Raw genomic sequence first — 21,420 nt, 5'->3', positions numbered from 1 at the left:
CACCTTCATCTCATATTCACCTATAAACTACGGTACTTTTCACGTAACCCTTGGCGTATCCACTCTGCCAATGAGTTAACGAAAAAGGTAAAGACAAATAATAAGAAAGCCGCTAAGAAAAGCATTCTAAAGTGAGTACTGCCCATTTCTGATTCAGGCATTTCTATCGCAATATTAGCAGCAAGCGTTCTCATGCCCTCTAAAATATTGCCATCCATTATAGGTGTGTTACCTGTTGCCATTAATACGATCATGGTTTCACCTACGGCACGACCCAACCCCATCATCACAGCAGAAAAAATACCGGGACTAGCAGTAAGTAAAACGACTTTAGTTAAGGTTTGCCATTGTGTCGCGCCGAGAGCTAATGACCCTTCAGACAAATGCTTTGGCACAGAAAATATAGCATCTTCCGCAATGGTATAAATCGTTGGAATAATAGCAGCACCCATCGCAATCCCAACGACCAATGCATTACGCTGATCATAACCAACGCCTTTATCACCAAGATAGTGTCGTAAATCACCATCAAATAACCAACTTTCAATCAAATAACCATATTGAAAAGTAAGGTACCCAATCCCAATTAATGCTGGGATAAGTAAAATGGCATGCTGGCCCCTAGGCAACCTTCTCATTATATGAGCCGGCAATATGTGCCATATAAAAGCAATAATGATCATACTTAATGGAAAGAATACAAATAAACTAAACACAGCAACAAGGTTATTTTCTACAATTGGGGCTAACCAAATCCCAGCAAGTAAACCGATAATAACGGTCGGTAACGCTTCCATTATTTCAATGGTTGGTTTTACATATCGACGAACATTGGAAGACATAAAGTAAGCGGTATAAATAGCACTGCCAATCGCGATTGGTCCTGCAAAAATCAAGGCATAGAAAGCCGCTTTTAATGTACCAAAAGCCAAAGGCATCAAACTAAATTTAGATTCAAAATCATCATTTGCCGCTGTTGATTGCCAAATATAAGCAGGTTCGGGGTAACCTTCATACCACATTTTCCCAAAAACAGATTGCACACTAACTTCAGGATGAGGATTTGTTACCTCAAAGCACTCCCATCCACTTTTAGTAAGTACGATAAGTTTTTGTGCATTAGGCGGTTGAGTTACCGCTAATACGTCATCGTTAAACACGTGCTGACGATAAAGTGCTTTTTCTGTCGTGGTATGGATTAACGCTAAATTCCCCTCAGTATCTATAATACTAATTCCTTTGCGATATACCTCTGGCGCTAATTGTGAAATAGGTGAACCAACGTGAAAAGTACGTATTAATGTCAATGACCGCTTTTCATTATTAATCGTATCAAACCATTGTGATAAATCACCATTTTCAAATTGCACTAATACTGAATGCGCCCCAGAAAGTAAGACTAATTTTTGTGCTGAGTCAATTAATGTAATCCGTTCACGTAAACTCGCTTTATGATCTTTTAAGCTCCAAACTTGTAACTCATGTTGATATAACAAATATAAAAAATCATTATTAGGCGTAATTACCATCGAAAGTAACGAACTAATCTTATCTACATTGTCTTGCTCGAATTCAATAGGTACCGCCTTCCAGACCGTTTCTCCCGTCATTTGATTAACAACACTATCTAATTCAATTCCCAGCAAACGTTCATCTTGTGTTTTTGCTAAAACAACCCCTTCAGTCGCGGTTAAACTTAACGCCAATTGAGTTAACGCTTGTTGTTTTTCATCTAATTGAATACTTGGGAAAGGAGTGAATTTTTCGACCAACGGAATAAGCTGACGGTTTCCTTTGGAATAATTAGTTTGAAATCCAATTTGAGCAAACTGTACTCGGCCTTCATCATCTCCAAATGCAAACCAATCTTGGCTTTCGATCGTAGATGTAAATGTGGTTGAATGTTCAATGATCTGCTGTTCACTCACTAATTTTTTATTAATGAGATCAATAAACTGAACACGGCCAGTATCGTCAATTCGATAAGCCATTTTTCCTTGCTCATCAGAACCAATTGCTAAGGTATTATCCGGATAAGAAACGGCGTATTCAGATGAAGGTTCGACAGTTACCGAAGTGAAAATAGGTGCAATCACTGCTAGTAGATAAAAACAAATAAGCATAAGGGCTGCGATGATCCCAATGCCACTGGATTTCACCCAAATACGCATAATCAGATCCACAACGCGACGTTGTTTATCTCGAGTTCTCTGATTAGGTTTGGCATATGCCATGATGGGTCAACCTCTGTATTAAATTATGGATATTTTTTATATTTCATTATATGAGTGACACTATAATGACAATTTAATGTAAATCTAACTTGGATAATTCTTGTAAAACAAATCGCTCAGACAATGCAATATATCCGTCTTGCTCTACTCTTTTTTGGCCTTCATAAGAGAGCATATAACGAATAAATTCAGCTTCTAACGGCTTAAGATCCGCTGTGGGGGATTTATTAATGTAAATATAAAGAAAACGAGCTAAAGGGTACTTACCACTGATTATATTATTCGTTGTTGGCTCTATATAATGACTCCCATCTTTACTAATTGGGATTAGTTTAACGCCTGACATTTGATAACCAACGCCAGAATAACCTATCCCATTTAATGAAGCTGACACGCCTTGTACTACTGAGGCCGAGCCGGGTTGTTCATTGACATTAACTTTAAAATCACCATCGCATAGCGCATTGTTTTTAAAATACCCATAAGTACCAGACACTGAATTACGACCAAACAGTTGAATTTGATGCGTAGCCCAACGTGTTTCTATGCCTAAATCTTCCCAGCGATTAATCGGTTTTAATGCTCCGCATCGTAATGTGGCAGAAAAAATAGCATCAAGTTGAATAAAATTAAGCCCTTTAATTGGGTTGTCTTGATGAACAAAAATTCCGAGTGCATCAATAGCGACTCGGATTTCAGTTGGTGGGTAACCAAATTGTCGTTCAAATGCCGCTTTCTCACTTTGCCGCATTTTTCGACTCATAGGACCAAATTGAGCTGTACTTTCAATAAGAGCCGGAGGAGCAGTAGAGGAACCAGATGCTTGAATTTGAATATTCACTTTGGGATAAATACGTTGAAAATCTTCCGCCCAAAGTGTCATCATATTTGCAAGAGTATCGGAACCTATTGAGGATAAATTACCCGAAATACCAGATTCACGTTCATAATGAGCTAATTTTCCACCGTAGGCTAAAACACTTTGAGTAATACATAGCCAAAGAAATCCCACAGGAAAGAGCACCCGAGACAATCTCCGTATTTTACTATGTATGTTTTTCATTATGTCCTTATTTTAAAATCAATTTTGTAGGTAAAACAAATGAGAAGGTACTTCCTTTTCCCAGTTTACTTTGTATTTCTAATTGTGAATCATGATGGCTAAGTGCATGCTTTACAATAGCTAACCCTAACCCACTTCCCCCGGTGTCTCTTGAACGAGCTTTATCTACTCGATAAAAACGCTCTGTTAAGCGAGGTATATGTTGTGGTTCAATCCCTTGACCTGAGTCAGATACATTTAATGTTGCCCCTGACTTTGTTTTTTTCCATTCAACCGTAATGTCTGCACCATCAGTCGTATGCTTCACAGCGTTATACACTAAATTAGAAATAGCACTGCGCAATTGGTCTTCATCACCTTGCACTTTAAGCCCGCGATCAACATTAAAAATAATGGTATGGTTTCGCTCACCACTTAATGCCACCGCTTCTTTTTCTAAAGCGTCTAACATAGAGGGAACATCTACTCTATCCTCTAGCATAGAGGTTGCGGCTGCTTCTATTTTAGATAACGTTAATAGTTGCTCTACCAAACTTTCCATTCGTGAAAGTTGCCCTGTCATAACGCCATGTGCTCGGTTCCACATCGGACCAACTAACATTTCAGGGTCTTCCGACATTTCTAAATACCCACGCAATACCGTCATTGGCGTACGTAGTTCATGAGAAACATTCGCAAAGAAATTACGACGCATGCCTTCCAATTGTTTAATTTGCGTAACGTCACGTACCACCATTAAATACTCACCGTCACTGTACGGCACTATACGAATTTCAAGCGTTTTATCTGTATTAATTGGTGATGGCATATCTAAGGGAATATCAAAATTCTGCGCGATTAGATACTGAACAAAATCAGGCGTTCGTATTAAATTTGTTATTGGGTGCCCTGAATCATCAGGCCAACGAAAACCAAGTAATGATTGCGCTAGACTATTACACCAAACAATATTTCCTTCATGGCGAAAAACCACTACGGCATCTGGAAGGGCTTCCGCGCCTTGTCTAAAACGACGAATTAACGTAGACAGTTCTTTACGACGTTTTTTATGTCTTTTCTGTAAGCGATACGTTTCATCAAAAATAGGTTCCCAACTGCCTGATGCAGAAGGCGGCGTGGCTTTACGCCCTTCATGTAGCCAGCGAGACATTTTAATTTGATTATGCAAATGCCAAATCAACAGAATAAACGAGGCAAGAAACAACAATGGCCATATAGCATCAAACAAATACCCGACAATAATCCAAGGTATGTAGAAAAAAGCTAACTCCCCGACTAACTTTTTCCATGAAAGACGTTCAACCATGTATCTTACCTTTTGCTACTATTAATAATTATGACGCTTGTACTGAGAAACGGTAACCCGCTCCACGAACGGTTTGAACCAAACGGTCATGACCTTCAATTTCTAATGCTTTACGGAGGCGTCGAATATGAACATCAACGGTGCGATCTTCGACATAAACATTTGTGCCCCACACATTATTTAATAACTGCTCACGGCTATACACTCGCTCTTGATGCGTCATAAAGAAATGCAGCATTTTAAACTCAGTAGGCCCCATATCTAACGCTTTATCATTCGCTGTAACACGATGGGAAACTGGATCTAATTTTAAACCTTGAACATCAATCAGTTCTTCAACTGATGTAGGAGAAACTCGACGAATAACTGCTTTTAAACGAGCCATTAATTCTTTTGGCGAAAACGGTTTTGTAATGTAGTCATCCGCTCCGACTTCAAGACCTCGAACTTTATCTTCTTCTTCACCACGAGCAGTAAGCATAACGACAGGGATTTTTTTGGTAAATTCATCACGTTTAAGATGCTTGATCAAGTTGATGCCTGAGCCACCTGGCAACATCCAATCCAGTAAAATTAAATCAGGGTAAGGTTCGCAAAGTAAACCAAGCGCAGTGTCATAATCTTCTGCTTCAATGGGTTCATATCCTTTCTGCTCTAATACAAAACACAACATTTCACGGATTGGTGCTTCATCTTCTACGACAAGTATCCTTCTAGACATTATTTTTACCTAAATTAGCCAACAAAATTTATACCGCTATTATTAAAGGTAATTATGACACTTTTGTGACTATTGAAAAGAAAAGTTCATAATTTCATCATTGAATTTCAACCTTATGGACAATTACCCAAAATCCCGAAAACTCTACAAGCATAATGAGGCAAAATCTCCTATCATAAGCGCACTTAAAAAAGATAGGAATTCAGCAGCATGATGTGGTTTAAAAATTGTTTAATTTATCGTTTTACTAAAGAGATTGATCTCAATCCTGAGCAACTTGAAAAACAACTGAACGATTTCCGTTTCACACCTTGTGGCAGCCAAGACATGCAAAAATTTGGCTGGGTAACTGCAATGGGCCGCCATGGCGATATGCTGACTCACGTAGCAAGCAAAAATATTCTTATCTGCGCCAAGAAAGAAGAAAAAATGTTGCCTGCGTCTGTAATCAAAGAATCAATGAACGCTAAAATTGATGCGATGGAACAGGAACAAGGTCGTCCTCTTAAGAAAAAAGAGAAAGACTCTATCAAAGATGACATCGTGATTGATCTGCTTCCACGAGCATTCAGCAAGCATCAACAAACCTACGCATTAATCTTGCCTGAATCTGGTTTTATTATTGTTGATGCGGGCAGTTACAAGAAAGCGGAAGATGTATTAGCGTTGCTTCGTAAATCTATCGGTAGCTTACCTGTTGTTCCTCTTACTTCAACTCAACCTATTGAAAATGCATTAACAGAGTGGGTTAAAACAGGCACAACTCCTCAAGGTTTTGAGATGGGTGAAGAAGCAGAACTAAAAGCAATTTTAGAAGATGGCGGCGTGATCCGTTGTAAGCAGCAAGAATTAGTGTGTGATGAAATCCACGCGCACATTGATGCCAACAAAGTCGTGACTAAATTAGCACTAACTTGGCAAGACCGTTTAGAGTTTATTCTTGCGGATGATTTATCTCTAAAACGCCTAAAATTCAGCGATGATGTAAAAGATCAAAATGAAGACATTGGTTTTGAAGATAAAGCCGCTCGTTTTGATGCGGATTTCTCGTTAATGAGCTCAGAACTTGATGCTCTACTGCCTGATCTATTCAAAGCACTTGGTGGCATTGAAGAGAAAGAGTAAAACGATACGCTTCGCGTCTAGATACTATAAAAGCAATATACTTACCCGCTCTTATAGTGTCTAGTTAGCGTAGCGTATAGTTCCTAGACCAATACCCTTATAAAATACAAGTTCAATCTTGCTAATCCCTAGCACTTCCCTCACTTTCCATGTAAAATCCGGCCTCCTTCATATCCATGAGATATGACCTGACCTGAGATCAGAATACAACATTGGGAAGCAATCATGTTTAAACCAGAACTACTTTCGCCAGCTGGCAGCCTTAAAAATATGCGTTATGCGTTTGCCTACGGTGCAGATGCAGTTTATGCAGGCCAACCACGTTACAGCCTTCGTGTTCGTAACAACGAATTCAACCATGAAAACCTAGAGATCGGTATTAACGAAGCGCATGCGCAAGGTAAAAAACTGTATGTGGTATGTAATATCCAACCACATAACTCAAAGTTAAAAACCTTTATTCGTGATTTAACCCCTATCGTAGCAATGGGCCCAGATGCCTTAATCATGTCTGATCCTGGTTTAATCATGATGGTTCGTGAAGCTTTCCCTGACGTTGTTATTCACCTGTCAGTTCAAGCTAACGCGGTTAACTGGGCGACAGTGAAATTCTGGTCTACTCAAGGTGTTGAGCGTGTGATCTTATCTCGTGAATTATCACTAGAAGAAATTGAAGAGATCCGTGAACACTGTCCTGATACAGAACTAGAAATTTTTGTACACGGTGCATTATGCATGGCGTACTCTGGTCGCTGCTTGTTGTCTGGTTACATGAACAAGCGTGATCCTAACCAAGGTACATGTACTAATGCATGTCGTTGGGAATACAAAGCTGAAGAAGCAAAAGAAGACGAAAACGGTCAAATCGTTGAAGTTAATCCTACCGGTGTTGAGATCCAAGACGTAGAAGTTCAAAACGAACGTCCTGACAATACATTAGGTTTAGGCAAACCAACGGATGAAGTCGTTCTTCTTTCTGAAGCACACCGCCCTGAAGAGAAAATGGCAGCATTTGAAGACGAGCATGGTACTTACATCATGAACTCTAAAGATCTTCGTGCTATCCAACACGTAGAGCGTCTAACGAAGATGGGCGTTCACTCTCTTAAAATCGAAGGTCGTACAAAGTCTTTCTACTACTGTGCTCGTACTGCTCAAGTTTATCGTAAAGCGATTGATGATGCCGTTGCAGGTAAACCATTTGATGAAAGCCTAATGGGTACGCTAGAGAGCCTAGCTCACCGTGGCTACACTGAAGGCTTCCTACGTCGTCATACACATGATACGTACCAAAACTACGATTACGGTTACTCTATCTCTGATTCTCAGCAATTCGTTGGTGAATTCACAGGAAAACGTCGTGGCGATTTAGCAGAAGTTGATGTTAAAAACAAATTCCTAGTGGGTGATTCAGTTGAGATCATGACGCCACAAGGTAACTTAACCTTCACGCTAGAAATGATGGAAAACCGTAAGAGTGAAGCCGTTGATTCAGCAAAAGGCAACGGCCACTTTGTATTTATCCCCGTTCCTGCAAACGTAGATTTAGAATACGGTCTATTAATGCGTAACTTGCACACGGGTGAAGATACTCGCAATCCACACGGCAGTAAGTAATGGCGTTATTGATCAATAAGAAATGCATCAATTGTGATATGTGCGAGCCTGAGTGCCCAAACGAAGCGATCAGCATGGGTGACAATATCTACGAGATTAACCCAGACCTGTGCACTGAATGTAAGGGGCATTACGATATCCCTACATGCCAGTCTGTTTGCCCAATCAATAATTGTGTAATTTCAGATCCAAACAACGTAGAAACGGATGATCAGCTATTAGAAAAATTTGTGACACTTCAAGGTCTCGCCTAGTTTTTATTGCTCTTCTTGTTTCACTAAAAATGCCCAATGACAGTTAAATGTCATTGGGCATTTTTGTATCTTAACGCTGATTCTTCTTATTTTTTAATCAGTCCATACGGCTTACCAATAAATATCTTAGGTTGATTTTGGATAGTTGGTGCCTCATGCGGTGTTTGCCAATCAAGTAACATGATCGCCAATACATTCCGATGTTCACCATCCGTTAAATCTGTACCTTCAGTCGTTGATGGCACCATATTTTTTGGGCGATTAATATCATCTTGGATGTGTTTTTGTGTTTTATAAACAACAGGATCATTCTCTAATCCAGCCAATAAGAAAGTGATCCCAACTTCTGAAATAATGTCTTCTTTGGTTTTTTCCAAAATCGTATCAATATTATTTCGTAAATAATCGTATATCCATTGATGATCTGATTCTTTCAGTGGTCGTTGATAATACTTAGAATCCGCTAATAAAATATGAGTTAATCCGTAGATCTTATTGCCATATTGCTGCTTAGAAAGCGCAGCATCTTTCTCATCTGGATAGGCTAATTTAAATGCTTCTACAAAATCATCAACCACATCTTGTTCGCCCAATTGACGCAACCAATAAACTTGATTCGCCAATTGTGCTGCCCATGCTTTAATCATCGCGTCATCTGTCGCGTATTTTTTAAAATCATAACGACGGATAATTTCTCGCAGCTGTTTGTCATTACGATGCTTTAAGCCATATTCATCAGCACGAGCCATTGAGCCAAGCAGATCAACACCAAGATATAAATACTCTGGCATCGATTTAGTTGCTTGGTAACGTAACATGCTGCGAACATCAGTATCATCAACATACATGCTTAACCGTTTTTGTGAATAAGCCTCAATTTGTTTGGGAGTGTGCACTTCTGAAGACAATTGGTTAAGTCGACTTGCGACTCGAGCCATATCAGACCAAATTGCCGCTGAATATTTAGGGTCCATCGTTTGACGATACATACGTAATCCATAATGACCCGCTTTAAATGCTGGCAACGTATAGAGTTGGCTTTCATAAGTATGGCGAATAGAGGCGGCATCTTGCTCAAAACTGGGCGTTGTTCTCCCACCTTCCATAATTTCAGCATTAGTGAACGCTGAACTCAATAGCAACGTAATTAATAATAAAAATTTTGCTTTGAATAACTCCATACATCCTCGCTTAAATATAGACACTCAAATCTAGTTGGTTGGATTATAAACGAAGAGTGTAAAATACCGTCAAAGGCGTGTAAATAAACAGCAAAAATAAAAGTTTGAGATATAAAAAAAGCCTAACAATACAAAATAAGTATCATTAGGCTTTAATAACTATTGATAAATTTAACGATTTATTTCGTTAAATCATCAAAGAAATTCTTAACACCAGATAAGAAACCTTCTGATTTCGGATTATGCTTCTTCGCATCTTTCCCATCAAATGATTCTTGGAACTCTTTAAGCAGCTCTCTTTGGCGTTTCGTTAATTTAACTGGAGTTTCAACAATTAATTTAACGATTAAATCACCCGCACTATGAGTACGAACACCTTTAACGCCTTTACCACGCATACGGAACATACGGCCCGTTTGTGTTTCTAGAGGCACTTTCAAGCTTACACGGCCATCAAGAGTAGGGACTTCAACTTCACCACCTAACGCAGCCATCGTAAAGCTTACTGGCACTTCACAGTATAAGTTGTTACCGTCACGATCAAAGATATTGTGTTCTTTTACATGAACTTGTACGTATAGATCGCCTGCTGGAGCGCCGTGCTCTCCCGCTTCACCTTCATTAGATAGACGAATACGGTCACCAGTATCAACCCCTGATGGGATCTTAACATTAAGCGTTTTAGTTTTTTGAACTCGACCTTCACCATGACAAGAATTACATGGGTCTTTAATGATCTTGCCTTTACCGTGACAAGTAGGACACGCCTGCTGTACAGCAAAGAAGCCTTGGCGCATTTGAACTTGGCCATGACCATGACAAGTGCTACAAGTTGAAGAAGATGTGCCTTTCTTAGCGCCAGTTCCTTCACATGGGTCACAAGACACTAGTGTTGGTACTTCAATTTCTTTGTCACAACCACGAACCGCTTCTTCTAGCGTAAGTTCCATGTTGTAACGTAAATCTGAACCGCGTTGTGCACGTTGTTGACCACCGCCACGACGGCCGCCACCAAAGATGTCACCAAACACATCACCAAAGATATCGCCAAAGTCACCTTGACCGCCGCCAAAGCCGCCGCCACCGCCCATACCACCTTGTTCAAAGGCTGCATGACCGTATTGATCGTAAGCTGAACGCTTTTGAGCATCCGTTAAGATCTCATACGCAACTTTTACTTCTTTAAACTTTTCTGGCGCGGTTTCATCACCCTGATTACGGTCAGGGTGGAATTTCATCGCTAGACGTTTATAGGCTTTCTTAATATCACGCTCAGAAGCATCACGGCTTACGCCCAATACTTCATAAAAATCACGTTTAGACATGCTTTGGTCACCAATTTTTGATACTGCCGGCAGTGACACCATCAGTATGAGTTCAATCTAGATAATCAGGTTCAACGTTCGAGAATGATTATCTAGATTGACCTTAATAATATATCAACCTAAACAAGTACCGACTCATTCTTGCTTGTGAAAATTAATTATAACTTCGTTATAAATTATGTAATTAGAATACTAGTTAACACAATTTATGCCTTGTTCTAATCAATTTTTCCTACGCAATATCTGAATAGTTACTTATTCAGGTTGATATTACAAACTTGCGGGCGGTAGAGAAAACTCCAACGCCCGCAATATATTTTCTATCGAGAAACCGATAATTAATTCATTAAGTTATAAGTCGCTAGTTCAAGGAAAAAGCACGGAGTTTACGTTAGTAAATGAGTACTTTTAACGCCGAAATAGCGGCTTAGAACGACAGGAATTATTTATCCTTAACTTCTTCGAATTCAGCGTCTACTACATCATCTTCTTGCTTAGGTTGCTCACCTGCGTCAGCACCTTGTGCTTGAGCTTTCTGTTGAGCGATTTCCATTAGCTTTTGTGCTGCTTGCATTAGCTCTTGAGTTTTCGCATCGATTACTTCTTTATCATCGCCTGACTTAACGTCTTCTAGAGCTTTGATTGCTGCTTCGATTTTTTCTTTCTCGTCAGCTGGAAGTGCATCGCCTGCTTCTTCAATTTGTTTCTTAGTACCGTGGATCATTTGGTCAGCTTGGTTACGAGCAACAACTAATTCTTCGAACTTTTTGTCCGCGTCTTTATTTGCTTCTGCTTCTTGTACCATTGCTTCGATTTCTTCAGGAGTTAGACCACCTGATGCTTGGATAGTGATCTTCTGCTCTTTACCAGTCGATTTATCTTTAGCCGATACGTTTAGGATACCATCAGCATCTAGATCGAAAGTTACTTCGATTTGTGGCATGCCACGTGGTGCTGCTTGGATACCTTCTAGGTTAAATTGACCTAGAGATTTGTTGTATGTCGCTTGCTTACGCTCACCTTGAAGTACGTGGATTGTTACCGCACTTTGGTTGTCTTCAGCAGTTGAGAACGTTTGATCCGCTTTTGTTGGGATAGTTGTGTTCTTCTCGATTAGTTTAGTCATAACACCACCCATCGTTTCGATACCGAAAGACAGAGGAGTTACATCTAGAAGAAGTACATCTTTAACATCACCAGACAATACGCCACCTTGAACTGCAGCACCCATTGCTACTGCTTCATCAGGGTTAACGTCACGACGCGCTTCTTTACCGAAGAATTCAGCAACTTTAGCTTGAACCATAGGCATACGCGTTTGGCCACCAACTAGGATAACGTCAGTGATTTCGTTTACAGATAAATCTGCATCCGCTAGAGCTACTTTAAGAGGCTCAAGAGTACGAACCACTAAGTCTTCAACTAGAGATTCTAGTTTTGCACGAGTAACTTTAACGTTCATGTGCTTAGGACCAGTTGCATCAGCAGTAACGTAAGGAAGGTTTACGTCAGTTTGTTGAGCTGAAGATAATTCAATCTTCGCTTTTTCTGCTGCTTCTTTAACACGTTGCATAGCAAGTGGATCAGTTTTAAGGTTAATACCTTGTTCTTTTTTGAACTCGTCAACTAAGAAATTGATCATACGGTTATCGAAATCTTCACCACCTAGGTGAGTATCGCCGTTTGTAGCAAGAACTTCGAAAGTTTGCTCGCCATCAACGTTGTCGATTTCAATGATAGAAATATCGAATGTACCACCACCAAGGTCGTATACTGCGATAGTGCGATCGCCGCCTTTTTTATCTAGACCGTAAGCTAGTGCTGCTGCTGTTGGTTCGTTGATGATACGTTTAACATCAAGACCCGCAATACGACCAGCATCTTTCGTTGCTTGACGTTGAGCATCGTTAAAGTAAGCAGGAACAGTTACTACTGCGCCAGTCACTTCTTCGCCTAGGAAATCTTCAGCTGTTTTCTTCATTTTCTTAAGAATTTCAGCAGATACTTGAGGAGCAGCCATTTTTTGGCCTCGCGCTTCAACCCATGCATCGCCATTATCAGCTTTGATAATTTTGTATGGCATAATTTCGATATCACGTTGAACTTCTTCGTCTTCAAAACGACGACCGATCAGACGCTTAATCGCAAATAATGTATTTTGTGGGTTAGTAATTGCTTGACGCTTCGCTGGCTGACCTACAAGAGTTTCGCCATCAGTGTATGCAACTACCGATGCAGTCGTGCGTTCGCCTTCTGCATTCTCTAAAATACGTGGCGTATCGCCATCTAGAACAGCAACACAAGAGTTAGTAGTACCTAAGTCAATACCAATGATCTTACCCATCAGGTTATCTCCAATTTATCTATGTAAATTTACTCAAAACAACTTGAGTAAAGGTTGGGACTGAATCCCATAATTCATTCTATGACTAATAAATAAGGGCGTGAAATCACAATTCAAGGGAAATCATAAAAAAAAATCAATTTTATTTCCATCTAAGCAAAAAAAAGCCTAACAATCATGCCAGGCTTATCTTCCAGAATACTCTTTAACTATATTAACTTAGTTAGCACCTTTGTCGTTCATCACGTCAAAATCAATTGGCGGTGGATTTTGTTGCCACTCTTCTTTTGTTAAATACGTTTTTCCACCAGCCTTAATATACGGACTATTATCATCAACGATCAATACCCCCTCATCCGCAACCGTTCCCATATAATACCAAGTAGGCTTAGTGGTTAAATATTGAAAACGACTACCACCAACTCCCGGTAAATAATTGGCATTAGATAAATCACCATGAGAAACCGACGTATTCACCGTTGGGTAATAATCTGCTCCCGTACTGATTAACACTTTCGCCGTACTAATATCTTGCTTGCCTTGTGGTTTATCGGGAACCAACCATGCTTTCATTCGTACAAACGCGGCAAGGACATTTTCACCATCAATAGCAACTTTACTGGTTCCACCATGCAATGGGTAATGTTCTGGATGCAATTGATACTCTTTTAAGCCATCACTAGAACGGCGATATGGGACATCTTCAATATATTTAATAATGTTGTGAGAGTAATAGGCAGCCCAAGAGACGGATGCTCGATTTACAGTAATATTGACCCATTCAGCCGTCAATGGATCCATGCTTCCATCAGTCGATTGAAGTAACCACATATCAGCATCACCAATAACAACTCGAACATTTTTTGCTGTGTTTTTCTGCGCCTCAAATACCGTGAACCATTGTGTCATTCCCGTCCACGCATCAGAAGTGGTCATACTTTTATCAATGATCTCATCAGCCCAATATGACGGCGCAGCATCTCCACGAGGTATACCTTGAACAATAGTGGCTCCACGAGCCCAAGCAGAAGTCTCTGGTGCATTATATAATTTGGCATCATTTGCTAATGCCATTGAGGTATAAGTCTCAGACGCCACAACATGCTCAGCAAAACTTAATGGCGTGTAAAGACAAAGCGCGCCAACTAAAAGAGATTTAATGTTCAATTTTTTTTCCATTTATTTGTTCCTAACCATTCATCCATGATGAGTAAAATGTAGTAAAAAACAAAATAAATAACGATAGAAAAAGTGATAAAATTTAAAAGCTTGACCCCCATTCCTTATTTACAACACACTTTCTAGAAAAGAAGACTGCCTATCTTAAAATAAAGACAAAAAAAAGCGAACTCATCGCTGAATTCGCTTACTTCATTGTCATTTAATTAAAATGGTGGTTATTGAGCAACCATTACCATTGCAGGACGAAGAACTTGCTCATTTAATGAGTAGCCTTTCTGCATCACAATCATAACCGTATTTGGTTCATGATCTGGGCTTGCTTGCATACCAATCGCTTGGTGAAGCTCTGGGTTAAATGCTTCTCCAACAGGATTAATTACTGTTAAACCAAACTTTTCAACCGTGGAAATAAACGTTTGTAGTGTTAATTCAACACCTTCAAGCAACGCTTTTGCTGCTTCATTTTCTTTATCGCCATTCTCAAGAGCACGCTCTAGATTATCGATAACAGGAAGTAGTTCACCTGCGAATTTTTTCAACGCATATTTACGCGCTTTATCAATATCGCCTTCAGCACGACGACGAACGTTTTGCTCTTCTGCTTTGGCACGTAAAACTGCATCTTGTTGGTCTTTAAGCTGCGCTTGGCTTGCAAGTAATGCAGCTTCTAGTTCCGCTATTTTTGCTTCTTGGTTATCTTCTGCAGATTCATTCCACTCGACATCAGCCTCTGTACCAACGGCTTCAATGTGATCTTCCATTACTGCTTCTTCGTTAACTTTGTTTTCTTCGTTGTTCATTACTGCTTCTCCAGAATGCTAATGATTAGCTATATAAAACGATCTTAATACAAACCAAGGCATCGCTCTATAAGCAAATTAAAACTTTGTCATTATTATGGGGACTAAATAAAGCGATTCAAGCATAATAGTGCTAATTGTAACATTTGTTGCCCATTTCATGACGGATGGTGGATATGAAAACAGCCTTTAACGTTATCGCAATCATTGGTAAACCAAGAGACCCAAGTGCTGTAAAAACACATTTAGCACTCTATAATTGGCTTACTGGGTTAAATTATCCGGTATTAATCGATAGCCGTTTACGTGAAGCATTACCTGACATCCCTGACGATCGCTTTAACCACCTATTAAAATTAGGCGAACAAGCCGATCTTGCGATTGTTGTCGGTGGTGATGGCAATATGCTAGGCGCGGCTCGTGTTTTATCACGTTTTGACATTTCAGTCATCGGTGTTAATCGAGGCAATCTTGGCTTTTTAACTGATCTTGACCCAGATAACTTTGAAGAACCATTACAAGCTGTATTAAACGGTGAATTCGTTAAAGAAGAACGTTTTTTACTCGAAGCTGAGGTTCACCGTCACGGACAAGTTAAAAGCCACAATACCGCATTTAATGAAGTCGTGCTTCACCCTGGCCAAGTAGCTCACATGATTGAGTTTGAAGTTTATATTGATGACAGCTTTGCGTTTTCTCAACGTTCTGATGGACTGATCATTTCAACCCCAACAGGATCTACGGCCTATTCTCTTTCTGGTGGTGGTCCAATCCTATCACCAAACCTAAATGCCATCTCGATAGTACCTATGTTCCCACATACCCTGTCAAGTCGACCATTAGTTGTCGAAGGTAAACGTCACATAAAATTATTCATTTCACCAGAAAATCGTAGTGCATTAGAAGTGAGTTGTGACGGGCAGGTCTCATTACCTGTCAGCCCTGGTGATGAAGTGCATATATTCCAAAGCCCAAGTAAGTTAAAACTTATTCACCCTAAAGATTATAGCTACTATCATGTACTTAGAAATAAGCTAGGTTGGTCAAGTAAACTATTTTAGTTTCTAGTCATTAGTAAACATAAGCCGCTCACAAAAAGTTAATTTAAACTTTACTGTATAAAGAAACAGTATATACTGTTTCTTTATACAGTACTTTAGCGTTTAAATTTCACAGAGAATGGCTTATGTTGGCACATATTAAAATTACTCATTTCGCAATTGTAAAATCATTAGAGCTTGATTTAACCAAAGGCATGACCACAATTACCGGTGAGACAGGTGCAGGTAAATCGATTGCAATTGATGCTCTTGGTCTATGTTTAGGCGATCGCGCTGAAGCTTCCATGGTTCGCCAAGGAGAAGAAAAAGCAGAGATTACCGTACTCTTCACATTAGAAAATAATCTGAATGCCAAACGTTGGTTAGAAGACAATGAGCTCTATGATGGCAATGAGTGTATTTTACGCCGCGTAATCACCAAAGAAGGCCGCTCTCGTGGTTTTATTAATGGTAGCCCTGTACCTGCTGCACAATTAAAAACATTAGGCCATTTGCTTATTAATATTCATGGCCAACATGCTCACCATGAATTAATGAAACCTGATTACCAGCTAAATATGCTAGATCAATACGCTGGTCATGTCTCTTTATTGAATAAAACACGCAGCCGTTACCAAGCATGGCGACAAGCTGATAATTCATTAAAACAAATGATTAAAAACAGCCTTCAAAATGAAGCACAAAAACAACTGATCGAATATCAAATAAAAGAACTCAATGAGCTAGCGCTAGGTGAAGAAGAATTTACCCAATTAGAAGAAGATCATAAACGTCTTTCTAATTCAGGTGACTTAGTGGAGCATTGCCAACAAGCCAGCTCTATACTGTATGAAAGTGATGATGTAAATGCATTACAGTTACTTCAATATGCAAATAATCATCTTCTTCAACTTGGTCAATTAGATCCACAACTCGCACCGTTATCTGAAATGCTAAATGAAGCAATGATCCAAGTTGAAGAAGCGAACCATGAACTTAAAAATTATTTGGATTGTATTGATGTAGATCCTGCACAAATTGCTTATGTAGAAGAACGTTTTAGTCGAGTAATGTCTATGGCTAAAAAACATCATGTACTTGCAGAAGAGCTATATGAACACCACCAACAACTGTTGGCCGAATATGAACGTCTTGATTGTTCCGATGAAAAACGAGTACAACGAGAACAAGAAGTAGAAGAATTAAAACAACATTTTTTAGACGCCGCATATAAGTTAACAAAAAGCCGTCAACGCTATGCAAAAGAATTAAATAATAAAATCACAGAAAGCATGCAAACATTAAGCATGGAAAAAGCCGTTTTTGATATTCAAATTGAAAGTGATGGCATAACGAAAATATCACCGCTTGGGATAGATACCTTATGCTTTAAAGTATCAACTAACCCAGGGCAGCCATTGCATCCAATAGCAAAAGTTGCTTCTGGTGGTGAGCTATCACGTATTTCTTTAGCTATTCAAGTTATCACCGCTCAAAAAGTAGAAACCCCAAGTTTAATTTTTGATGAAGTAGATGTAGGGATAAGTGGTCCAACTGCCGCGGTTGTAGGTAAAATGCTACGAACTCTTGGAGAATCGACCCAAGTTCTTTGTGTTACTCACTTACCTCAAGTGGCTGGTTGTGGACATAATCAATTATTTGTCACCAAGAATAGCAACTCAGGTAAAACGGAAACTCAAATGCGAGCATTAAGTACAGAAGAGCGCATTGAAGAGTTAGCCCGTTTGTTAGGCGGCACACAAATCACAGACCACACGCTTGCCAATGCAAAAGAGTTACTAAGTGCGGCTTAATTACTCATAGTAACTCATCTCACCTCTTAATTAACGCCAATGTCGTCTTTGATATTGGCGTTTTTATTCCATCCTTCTTTTAAATTATGAATAGAATGCAACTTGATTCAAAATTTAGGGTCAAAACACAGCATAACAAGCTTAACCTTTTTACTTATTAGTCTAGCTTGTTTATCATCTGTTTAATTATTTTAAAGGCTAAGCTGTACGAATTATGCAATTCAAAAAATGGATCATTGCTCTACCCCTTGCTGTTGGGCTTCTGGGTGGTTGCTCGCTATTAGAGCCATTGGTATATCGAATCGATATTGCCCAAGGTAACTACGTCGAACAGGAAGCCGTCGATAAACTGCGATTTGGTATGACAAAACAACAAGTACAGTTTGTTATGGGTTCTCCAATGCTTGTTGAATCAGGCTACCCAAATACTTGGTATTATATTTACCTCTTTACTCATGGCCATGAAGATTCAATCCAAAAGGATTTAATTGTTCACTTTGATGACAATGGTAATTTAACCAGTCTTGAAGGTGAATTCCCTATGAGTGATAGCTTTTTCGAAAAGTTTTAACTTTATAGCAAAGCTATCAAACAAAAAAACCGGAGATCGTAAAACGATTTCCGGTTTTTTATAATTTAAAATAACGTTATTTTTTACGAGCTTCTTTTTTCGCTTGCTCTGCTCTTTTTCGTCTAATTTCTTTTGGATCCGCAAGTAGAGGCCGATATATTTCAATCCGATCTTTATCTCTTATTGTCGCATCTAATTTTACATTACGGCTAAATACGCCAACCTTATTTATAGCCAAATCTATCTCAGAGTAACGCTCTAATACCCCAGATTGTCTGATTATCTCTTCTACTGTTTGCTCTGCTTTTACTGCTAATTTAAATACAATTTGTTCCGTTGGTAAGGCATAAACCACTTCAACATGAATCATTTCATTCATTACTAACATAAACCTGCTTCGCTCTTTGCGTAAATGAATTCACCATATTACTGGTGAGTTCTTGAAATACTTTACCAAATGCCATCGCTACCAATGCGCTGGAAAACTCAAATTCTAGTTTCAATTCTACTTTACAAGCCGTTTCATCCAACGCAGTGAAATGCCAACCACCAGTAAGAGATTTAAATGGTCCATCGACTAGGTTCATCCCAATTATTTCAGAATCAATTAATGTATTTTGGGTTATAAATGTCTTTTTTATGCCGGCTTTTGCAACATCCACAGATGCTACCATTACGTTTTCCGTTTGCTCTATAATCTTGGAACCTGAGCACCCTGGCAAAAACTGAGGGTAAGAAGTAACATCATTGACTAAATCGTACATTTGCTTTGCGCTAAACGGCACTAATGCAGATCGGCTAACCTGAGGCATAAATTATCCTTTACATTATAGAGGTAAGCATCATACCATCTTGAATTAGCTTGAGTATATATAGTCAAACCACTTCTCTATCAGTATAATGTGGGCATTATGGCAAAGAAAAAATCAAAAGATAAAGCGGGCAGTAATACCATTGCTATGAACAAGCAAGCTCGCCACGAATATTTCATTGAAGATGAAATCGAAGCAGGGGTTGAACTCCAAGGCTGGGAAGTTAAATCTCTTCGTTCTGGTAAAGTTAATATCGCGGAAAGCTATGTTTATGTCCGTGATGGCGAAATATTCATTAGTGGTATGAACATCACACCACTCCAAGCAGCATCGACTCACGTTGTAGCGAACCCAACTCGTGTTCGTAAGCTTCTAATGAGCCGTAAAGAAATTGATAACCTTATCGGTCGAGTAAACCGTGAAGGGATGACTCTTGTTGCTACAACTATGTATTGGGTTCGCTCTTGGGCCAAAATTAAAGTTGGTGTAGCAAAAGGTAAAAAACTGCACGATAAACGTACAGATTCAAAAGAAAAAGACTGGAACAGAGATAAAGCACGAATTATGAAGAGTAGTTTGCGTTAATTTCAACCAGTTAGATAGATACTAACTAGACAGACGCTGTTTTTCTGTTAGTATCATCAAGTACCAAATCTTTGGGGCTGATTCAGGATTCGACGGGAATTTTGAAACCCTAGGAGCATGTCGTGGGGCGGTTGGCCACGTAAAAAGCCGCAAAAAAATAGTCGCAAACGACGAAAACTACGCACTAGCAGCTTAATAACCTGCTCGGAGCTCTCCTGCCCTAGCTTCCGTTTGTAAGACGGGGAATAACAGGGGATCAAACCCAAACGAACTAGAATGGACTCTCCCACCTGAGAGATGAAGTTCGAATTATAATTCAGGTTAGCCATAAGATAGCGTGTCGGTTCGCAGTTTTACGGTGAAATTAAAGATCGACTAAACATGTAGCGCCAACGGTGAACGGTTCTCGGACGGGGGTTCAAATCCCCCCAGCTCCACCAAACGTTTGGAAAAGCCCAACTTCGAAAGAGGTTGGGCTTTTTTGTACTTGAAAGAAAAAATGTTCACTCATAGCAAAGTGCTCGATGTTTGATTATTTACTGTCTATTTGAAATGATAGCAACACTCTAAACGTGACCGAACTGAACAATAAACAGGCTTTGTAATGGTTCTAATCTGTTACTGTAATAATACGATAATCACTCATTTTTTCTTCGACCTCTTTGCTTAATAGCAACAAATCCCCCTTATCTCTTTTCACTACGTATTTTTGCACTACCGCACATAATAAAAATAAATCATTAAATAGTAACCCTATTTAAGGCCAATTCTAAAGTTCCCAACTATGTTAATAGTTCTAGTAAAATGCTTAATGCCAAGTGAGGGAACATGAAAAAAACATTTATTAAAGTTGTGGCAATGACTGCTGTGGCCATCAGTTTATCTGGATGTGTTGGTAGCATGGCAGTGACAGGAAAGCTAATGCAATTCAACGTTGAAGTCGTAGATAACCGATACGCTCGAGCAGGAGTGAACTTTTTATTATCACCCGTTTATGCAATTACAACCGCCGCCGATTATATCGTTTTTAATTCGCTTGAATTCTGGACGGGGAAAAACCCAATTAATGGATCTCCACACATTTTTGATAGTAAAACAGAGACCATGATAAATATTAATGACGATTTAGATGACTCATTAAAAACAGCACCTGTAGCCCCTATCACCCTGCAAAGAACTTATGAAACAGGTGAATTTCAACAAATCGATGAAAACACAATTCAAATGGATATTACGTATTCAAACGGAGATAAAGCAACGCTTCTTGGTTTAAAAAATGACAATCAAGTAAGTTACTTTATTGATGGTGTACTTGTTGCGGAAACTACAATTGAACAACTACAAGAACTAGCAGCATCCAAAGCCTAATGCTGACTTAAATATACTCATAGATTTAATAGATAAAAAGCCCAATATCATTAGAGTGATATTGGGCTTTGTACTAAT

Annotated in this window: 19 protein-coding genes and 1 other RNA gene; 9 read left to right on the top strand and 11 right to left on the bottom strand. The window is 39.3% G+C overall.

What is annotated here, in order from left to right:
• Positions 1–20: 20 nt before the first annotated feature.
• The 4 genes from A6E06_RS17000 to phoB form a co-directional block, all read right to left on the bottom strand.
• Complete coding sequence (locus A6E06_RS17000) at positions 21–2,234, bottom strand: ABC transporter permease subunit (RefSeq protein WP_065593932.1); 2,214 nt, start codon at positions 2,232–2,234, stop codon at positions 21–23.
• Positions 2,235–2,307: 73 nt separating this feature from the next.
• Positions 2,308–3,246 carry a PstS family phosphate ABC transporter substrate-binding protein gene (locus tag A6E06_RS16995; RefSeq protein ID WP_255312106.1) on the bottom strand — a complete coding sequence of 313 codons (939 nt, stop codon included), beginning with the start codon at positions 3,244–3,246 and terminating at the stop codon, positions 2,308–2,310.
• Positions 3,247–3,304: 58 nt separating this feature from the next.
• Positions 3,305–4,603, bottom strand: a complete 1,299-nt coding sequence (phoR, locus tag A6E06_RS16990; RefSeq protein ID WP_065593934.1) for a phosphate regulon sensor histidine kinase PhoR — start codon at positions 4,601–4,603, stop codon at positions 3,305–3,307.
• Positions 4,604–4,631: 28 nt separating this feature from the next.
• Entirely contained in the window at positions 4,632–5,324 is a 693-nt protein-coding gene (gene phoB / locus A6E06_RS16985) for a phosphate regulon transcriptional regulator PhoB (RefSeq protein ID WP_065593935.1), read from the bottom strand.
• 213 nt (positions 5,325–5,537) lie between these two features.
• Between phoB and rdgC the strand changes: the two genes are divergently transcribed.
• From rdgC to A6E06_RS16970, 3 genes are all read left to right on the top strand, one after another.
• The gene (gene rdgC / locus A6E06_RS16980; RefSeq protein WP_176713301.1) at positions 5,538–6,449 is read left to right on the top strand and encodes a recombination-associated protein RdgC; all 912 of its coding nucleotides are present in this window, start codon (positions 5,538–5,540) and stop codon (positions 6,447–6,449) included.
• Between the two features lie 225 nt (positions 6,450–6,674).
• On the top strand, positions 6,675–8,066 hold the full coding sequence (gene yegQ / locus A6E06_RS16975) for a tRNA 5-hydroxyuridine modification protein YegQ (protein ID WP_065593937.1): 1,392 nt from the start codon (positions 6,675–6,677) through the stop codon (positions 8,064–8,066).
• On the top strand, positions 8,066–8,320 hold the full coding sequence (locus tag A6E06_RS16970) for a YfhL family 4Fe-4S dicluster ferredoxin (protein WP_065593938.1): 255 nt from the start codon (positions 8,066–8,068) through the stop codon (positions 8,318–8,320). Before yegQ ends, A6E06_RS16970 begins: the two co-directional genes overlap by 1 nt.
• 86 nt (positions 8,321–8,406) lie before the next feature.
• Here the strand turns inward: A6E06_RS16970 and A6E06_RS16965 are convergent, their stop codons facing one another.
• From A6E06_RS16965 to grpE, 5 genes are all read right to left on the bottom strand, one after another.
• Positions 8,407–9,426: a DUF3541 domain-containing protein gene (locus tag A6E06_RS16965; protein ID WP_255312107.1), complete on the bottom strand. Its 1,020-nt coding sequence runs from the start codon at positions 9,424–9,426 to the stop codon at positions 8,407–8,409.
• A gap of 254 nt (positions 9,427–9,680) precedes the next feature.
• Positions 9,681–10,826 (bottom strand): molecular chaperone DnaJ, encoded by a 1,146-nt coding sequence (gene dnaJ / locus A6E06_RS16960; RefSeq protein WP_065594244.1) that lies wholly within the window; start codon positions 10,824–10,826, stop codon positions 9,681–9,683.
• Positions 10,827–11,268: 442 nt separating this feature from the next.
• On the bottom strand, positions 11,269–13,170 hold the full coding sequence (gene dnaK, locus A6E06_RS16955) for a molecular chaperone DnaK (protein ID WP_012550950.1): 1,902 nt from the start codon (positions 13,168–13,170) through the stop codon (positions 11,269–11,271).
• 219 nt (positions 13,171–13,389) lie between these two features.
• Positions 13,390–14,349, bottom strand: coding sequence for a hypothetical protein (locus tag A6E06_RS16950; RefSeq protein ID WP_065593940.1), 960 nt, complete (start codon positions 14,347–14,349; stop codon positions 13,390–13,392).
• A 218-nt stretch (positions 14,350–14,567) separates the two neighbouring features.
• Positions 14,568–15,152: a nucleotide exchange factor GrpE gene (gene grpE, locus A6E06_RS16945; RefSeq protein ID WP_065593941.1), complete on the bottom strand. Its 585-nt coding sequence runs from the start codon at positions 15,150–15,152 to the stop codon at positions 14,568–14,570.
• A 176-nt stretch (positions 15,153–15,328) separates the two neighbouring features.
• Here grpE and nadK point away from each other — a divergent pair, with 176 nt between their 5' ends.
• The 3 genes from nadK to bamE all read left to right on the top strand — a co-directional run bounded on the left by nadK (position 15,329) and on the right by bamE (position 18,577).
• Complete coding sequence (nadK, locus tag A6E06_RS16940) at positions 15,329–16,213, top strand: NAD(+) kinase (RefSeq protein ID WP_065593942.1); 885 nt, start codon at positions 15,329–15,331, stop codon at positions 16,211–16,213.
• A 125-nt stretch (positions 16,214–16,338) separates the two neighbouring features.
• On the top strand, positions 16,339–18,006 hold the full coding sequence (gene recN / locus A6E06_RS16935) for a DNA repair protein RecN (RefSeq protein WP_065593943.1): 1,668 nt from the start codon (positions 16,339–16,341) through the stop codon (positions 18,004–18,006).
• 214 nt (positions 18,007–18,220) lie between these two features.
• Positions 18,221–18,577: an outer membrane protein assembly factor BamE gene (bamE, locus tag A6E06_RS16930; protein WP_065593944.1), complete on the top strand. Its 357-nt coding sequence runs from the start codon at positions 18,221–18,223 to the stop codon at positions 18,575–18,577.
• Positions 18,578–18,653: 76 nt separating this feature from the next.
• Here bamE and A6E06_RS16925 read toward each other — a convergent pair whose 3' ends face one another.
• Both A6E06_RS16925 and A6E06_RS16920 read right to left on the bottom strand, forming a co-directional pair.
• Complete coding sequence (locus tag A6E06_RS16925) at positions 18,654–18,965, bottom strand: RnfH family protein (protein WP_065593945.1); 312 nt, start codon at positions 18,963–18,965, stop codon at positions 18,654–18,656.
• The gene (locus A6E06_RS16920) at positions 18,949–19,389 is read right to left on the bottom strand and encodes an SRPBCC family protein (protein WP_065593946.1); all 441 of its coding nucleotides are present in this window, start codon (positions 19,387–19,389) and stop codon (positions 18,949–18,951) included. The genes A6E06_RS16925 and A6E06_RS16920 overlap by 17 nt, the downstream gene beginning before the upstream one ends.
• 99 nt (positions 19,390–19,488) lie before the next feature.
• Here A6E06_RS16920 and smpB point away from each other — a divergent pair, with 99 nt between their 5' ends.
• From smpB to A6E06_RS16905, 3 genes are all read left to right on the top strand, one after another.
• Positions 19,489–19,974, top strand: a complete 486-nt coding sequence (gene smpB, locus A6E06_RS16915; protein WP_012550958.1) for an SsrA-binding protein SmpB — start codon at positions 19,489–19,491, stop codon at positions 19,972–19,974.
• 73 nt (positions 19,975–20,047) lie between these two features.
• Positions 20,048–20,414, top strand: a transfer-messenger RNA (tmRNA) gene (gene ssrA, locus A6E06_RS16910).
• Between the two features lie 388 nt (positions 20,415–20,802).
• Entirely contained in the window at positions 20,803–21,342 is a 540-nt protein-coding gene (locus A6E06_RS16905) for a DUF3332 domain-containing protein (protein ID WP_065593947.1), read from the top strand.
• Positions 21,343–21,420: the final 78 nt, after the last annotated feature.

The organism is Aliivibrio sp. 1S175, assembly GCF_001690985.1.
Taxonomy (GTDB): domain Bacteria; phylum Pseudomonadota; class Gammaproteobacteria; order Enterobacterales; family Vibrionaceae; genus Aliivibrio.
Note: the sequence above shows the minus strand (reverse complement) of the source record. Positions and strands in the feature narration are given on the sequence as shown.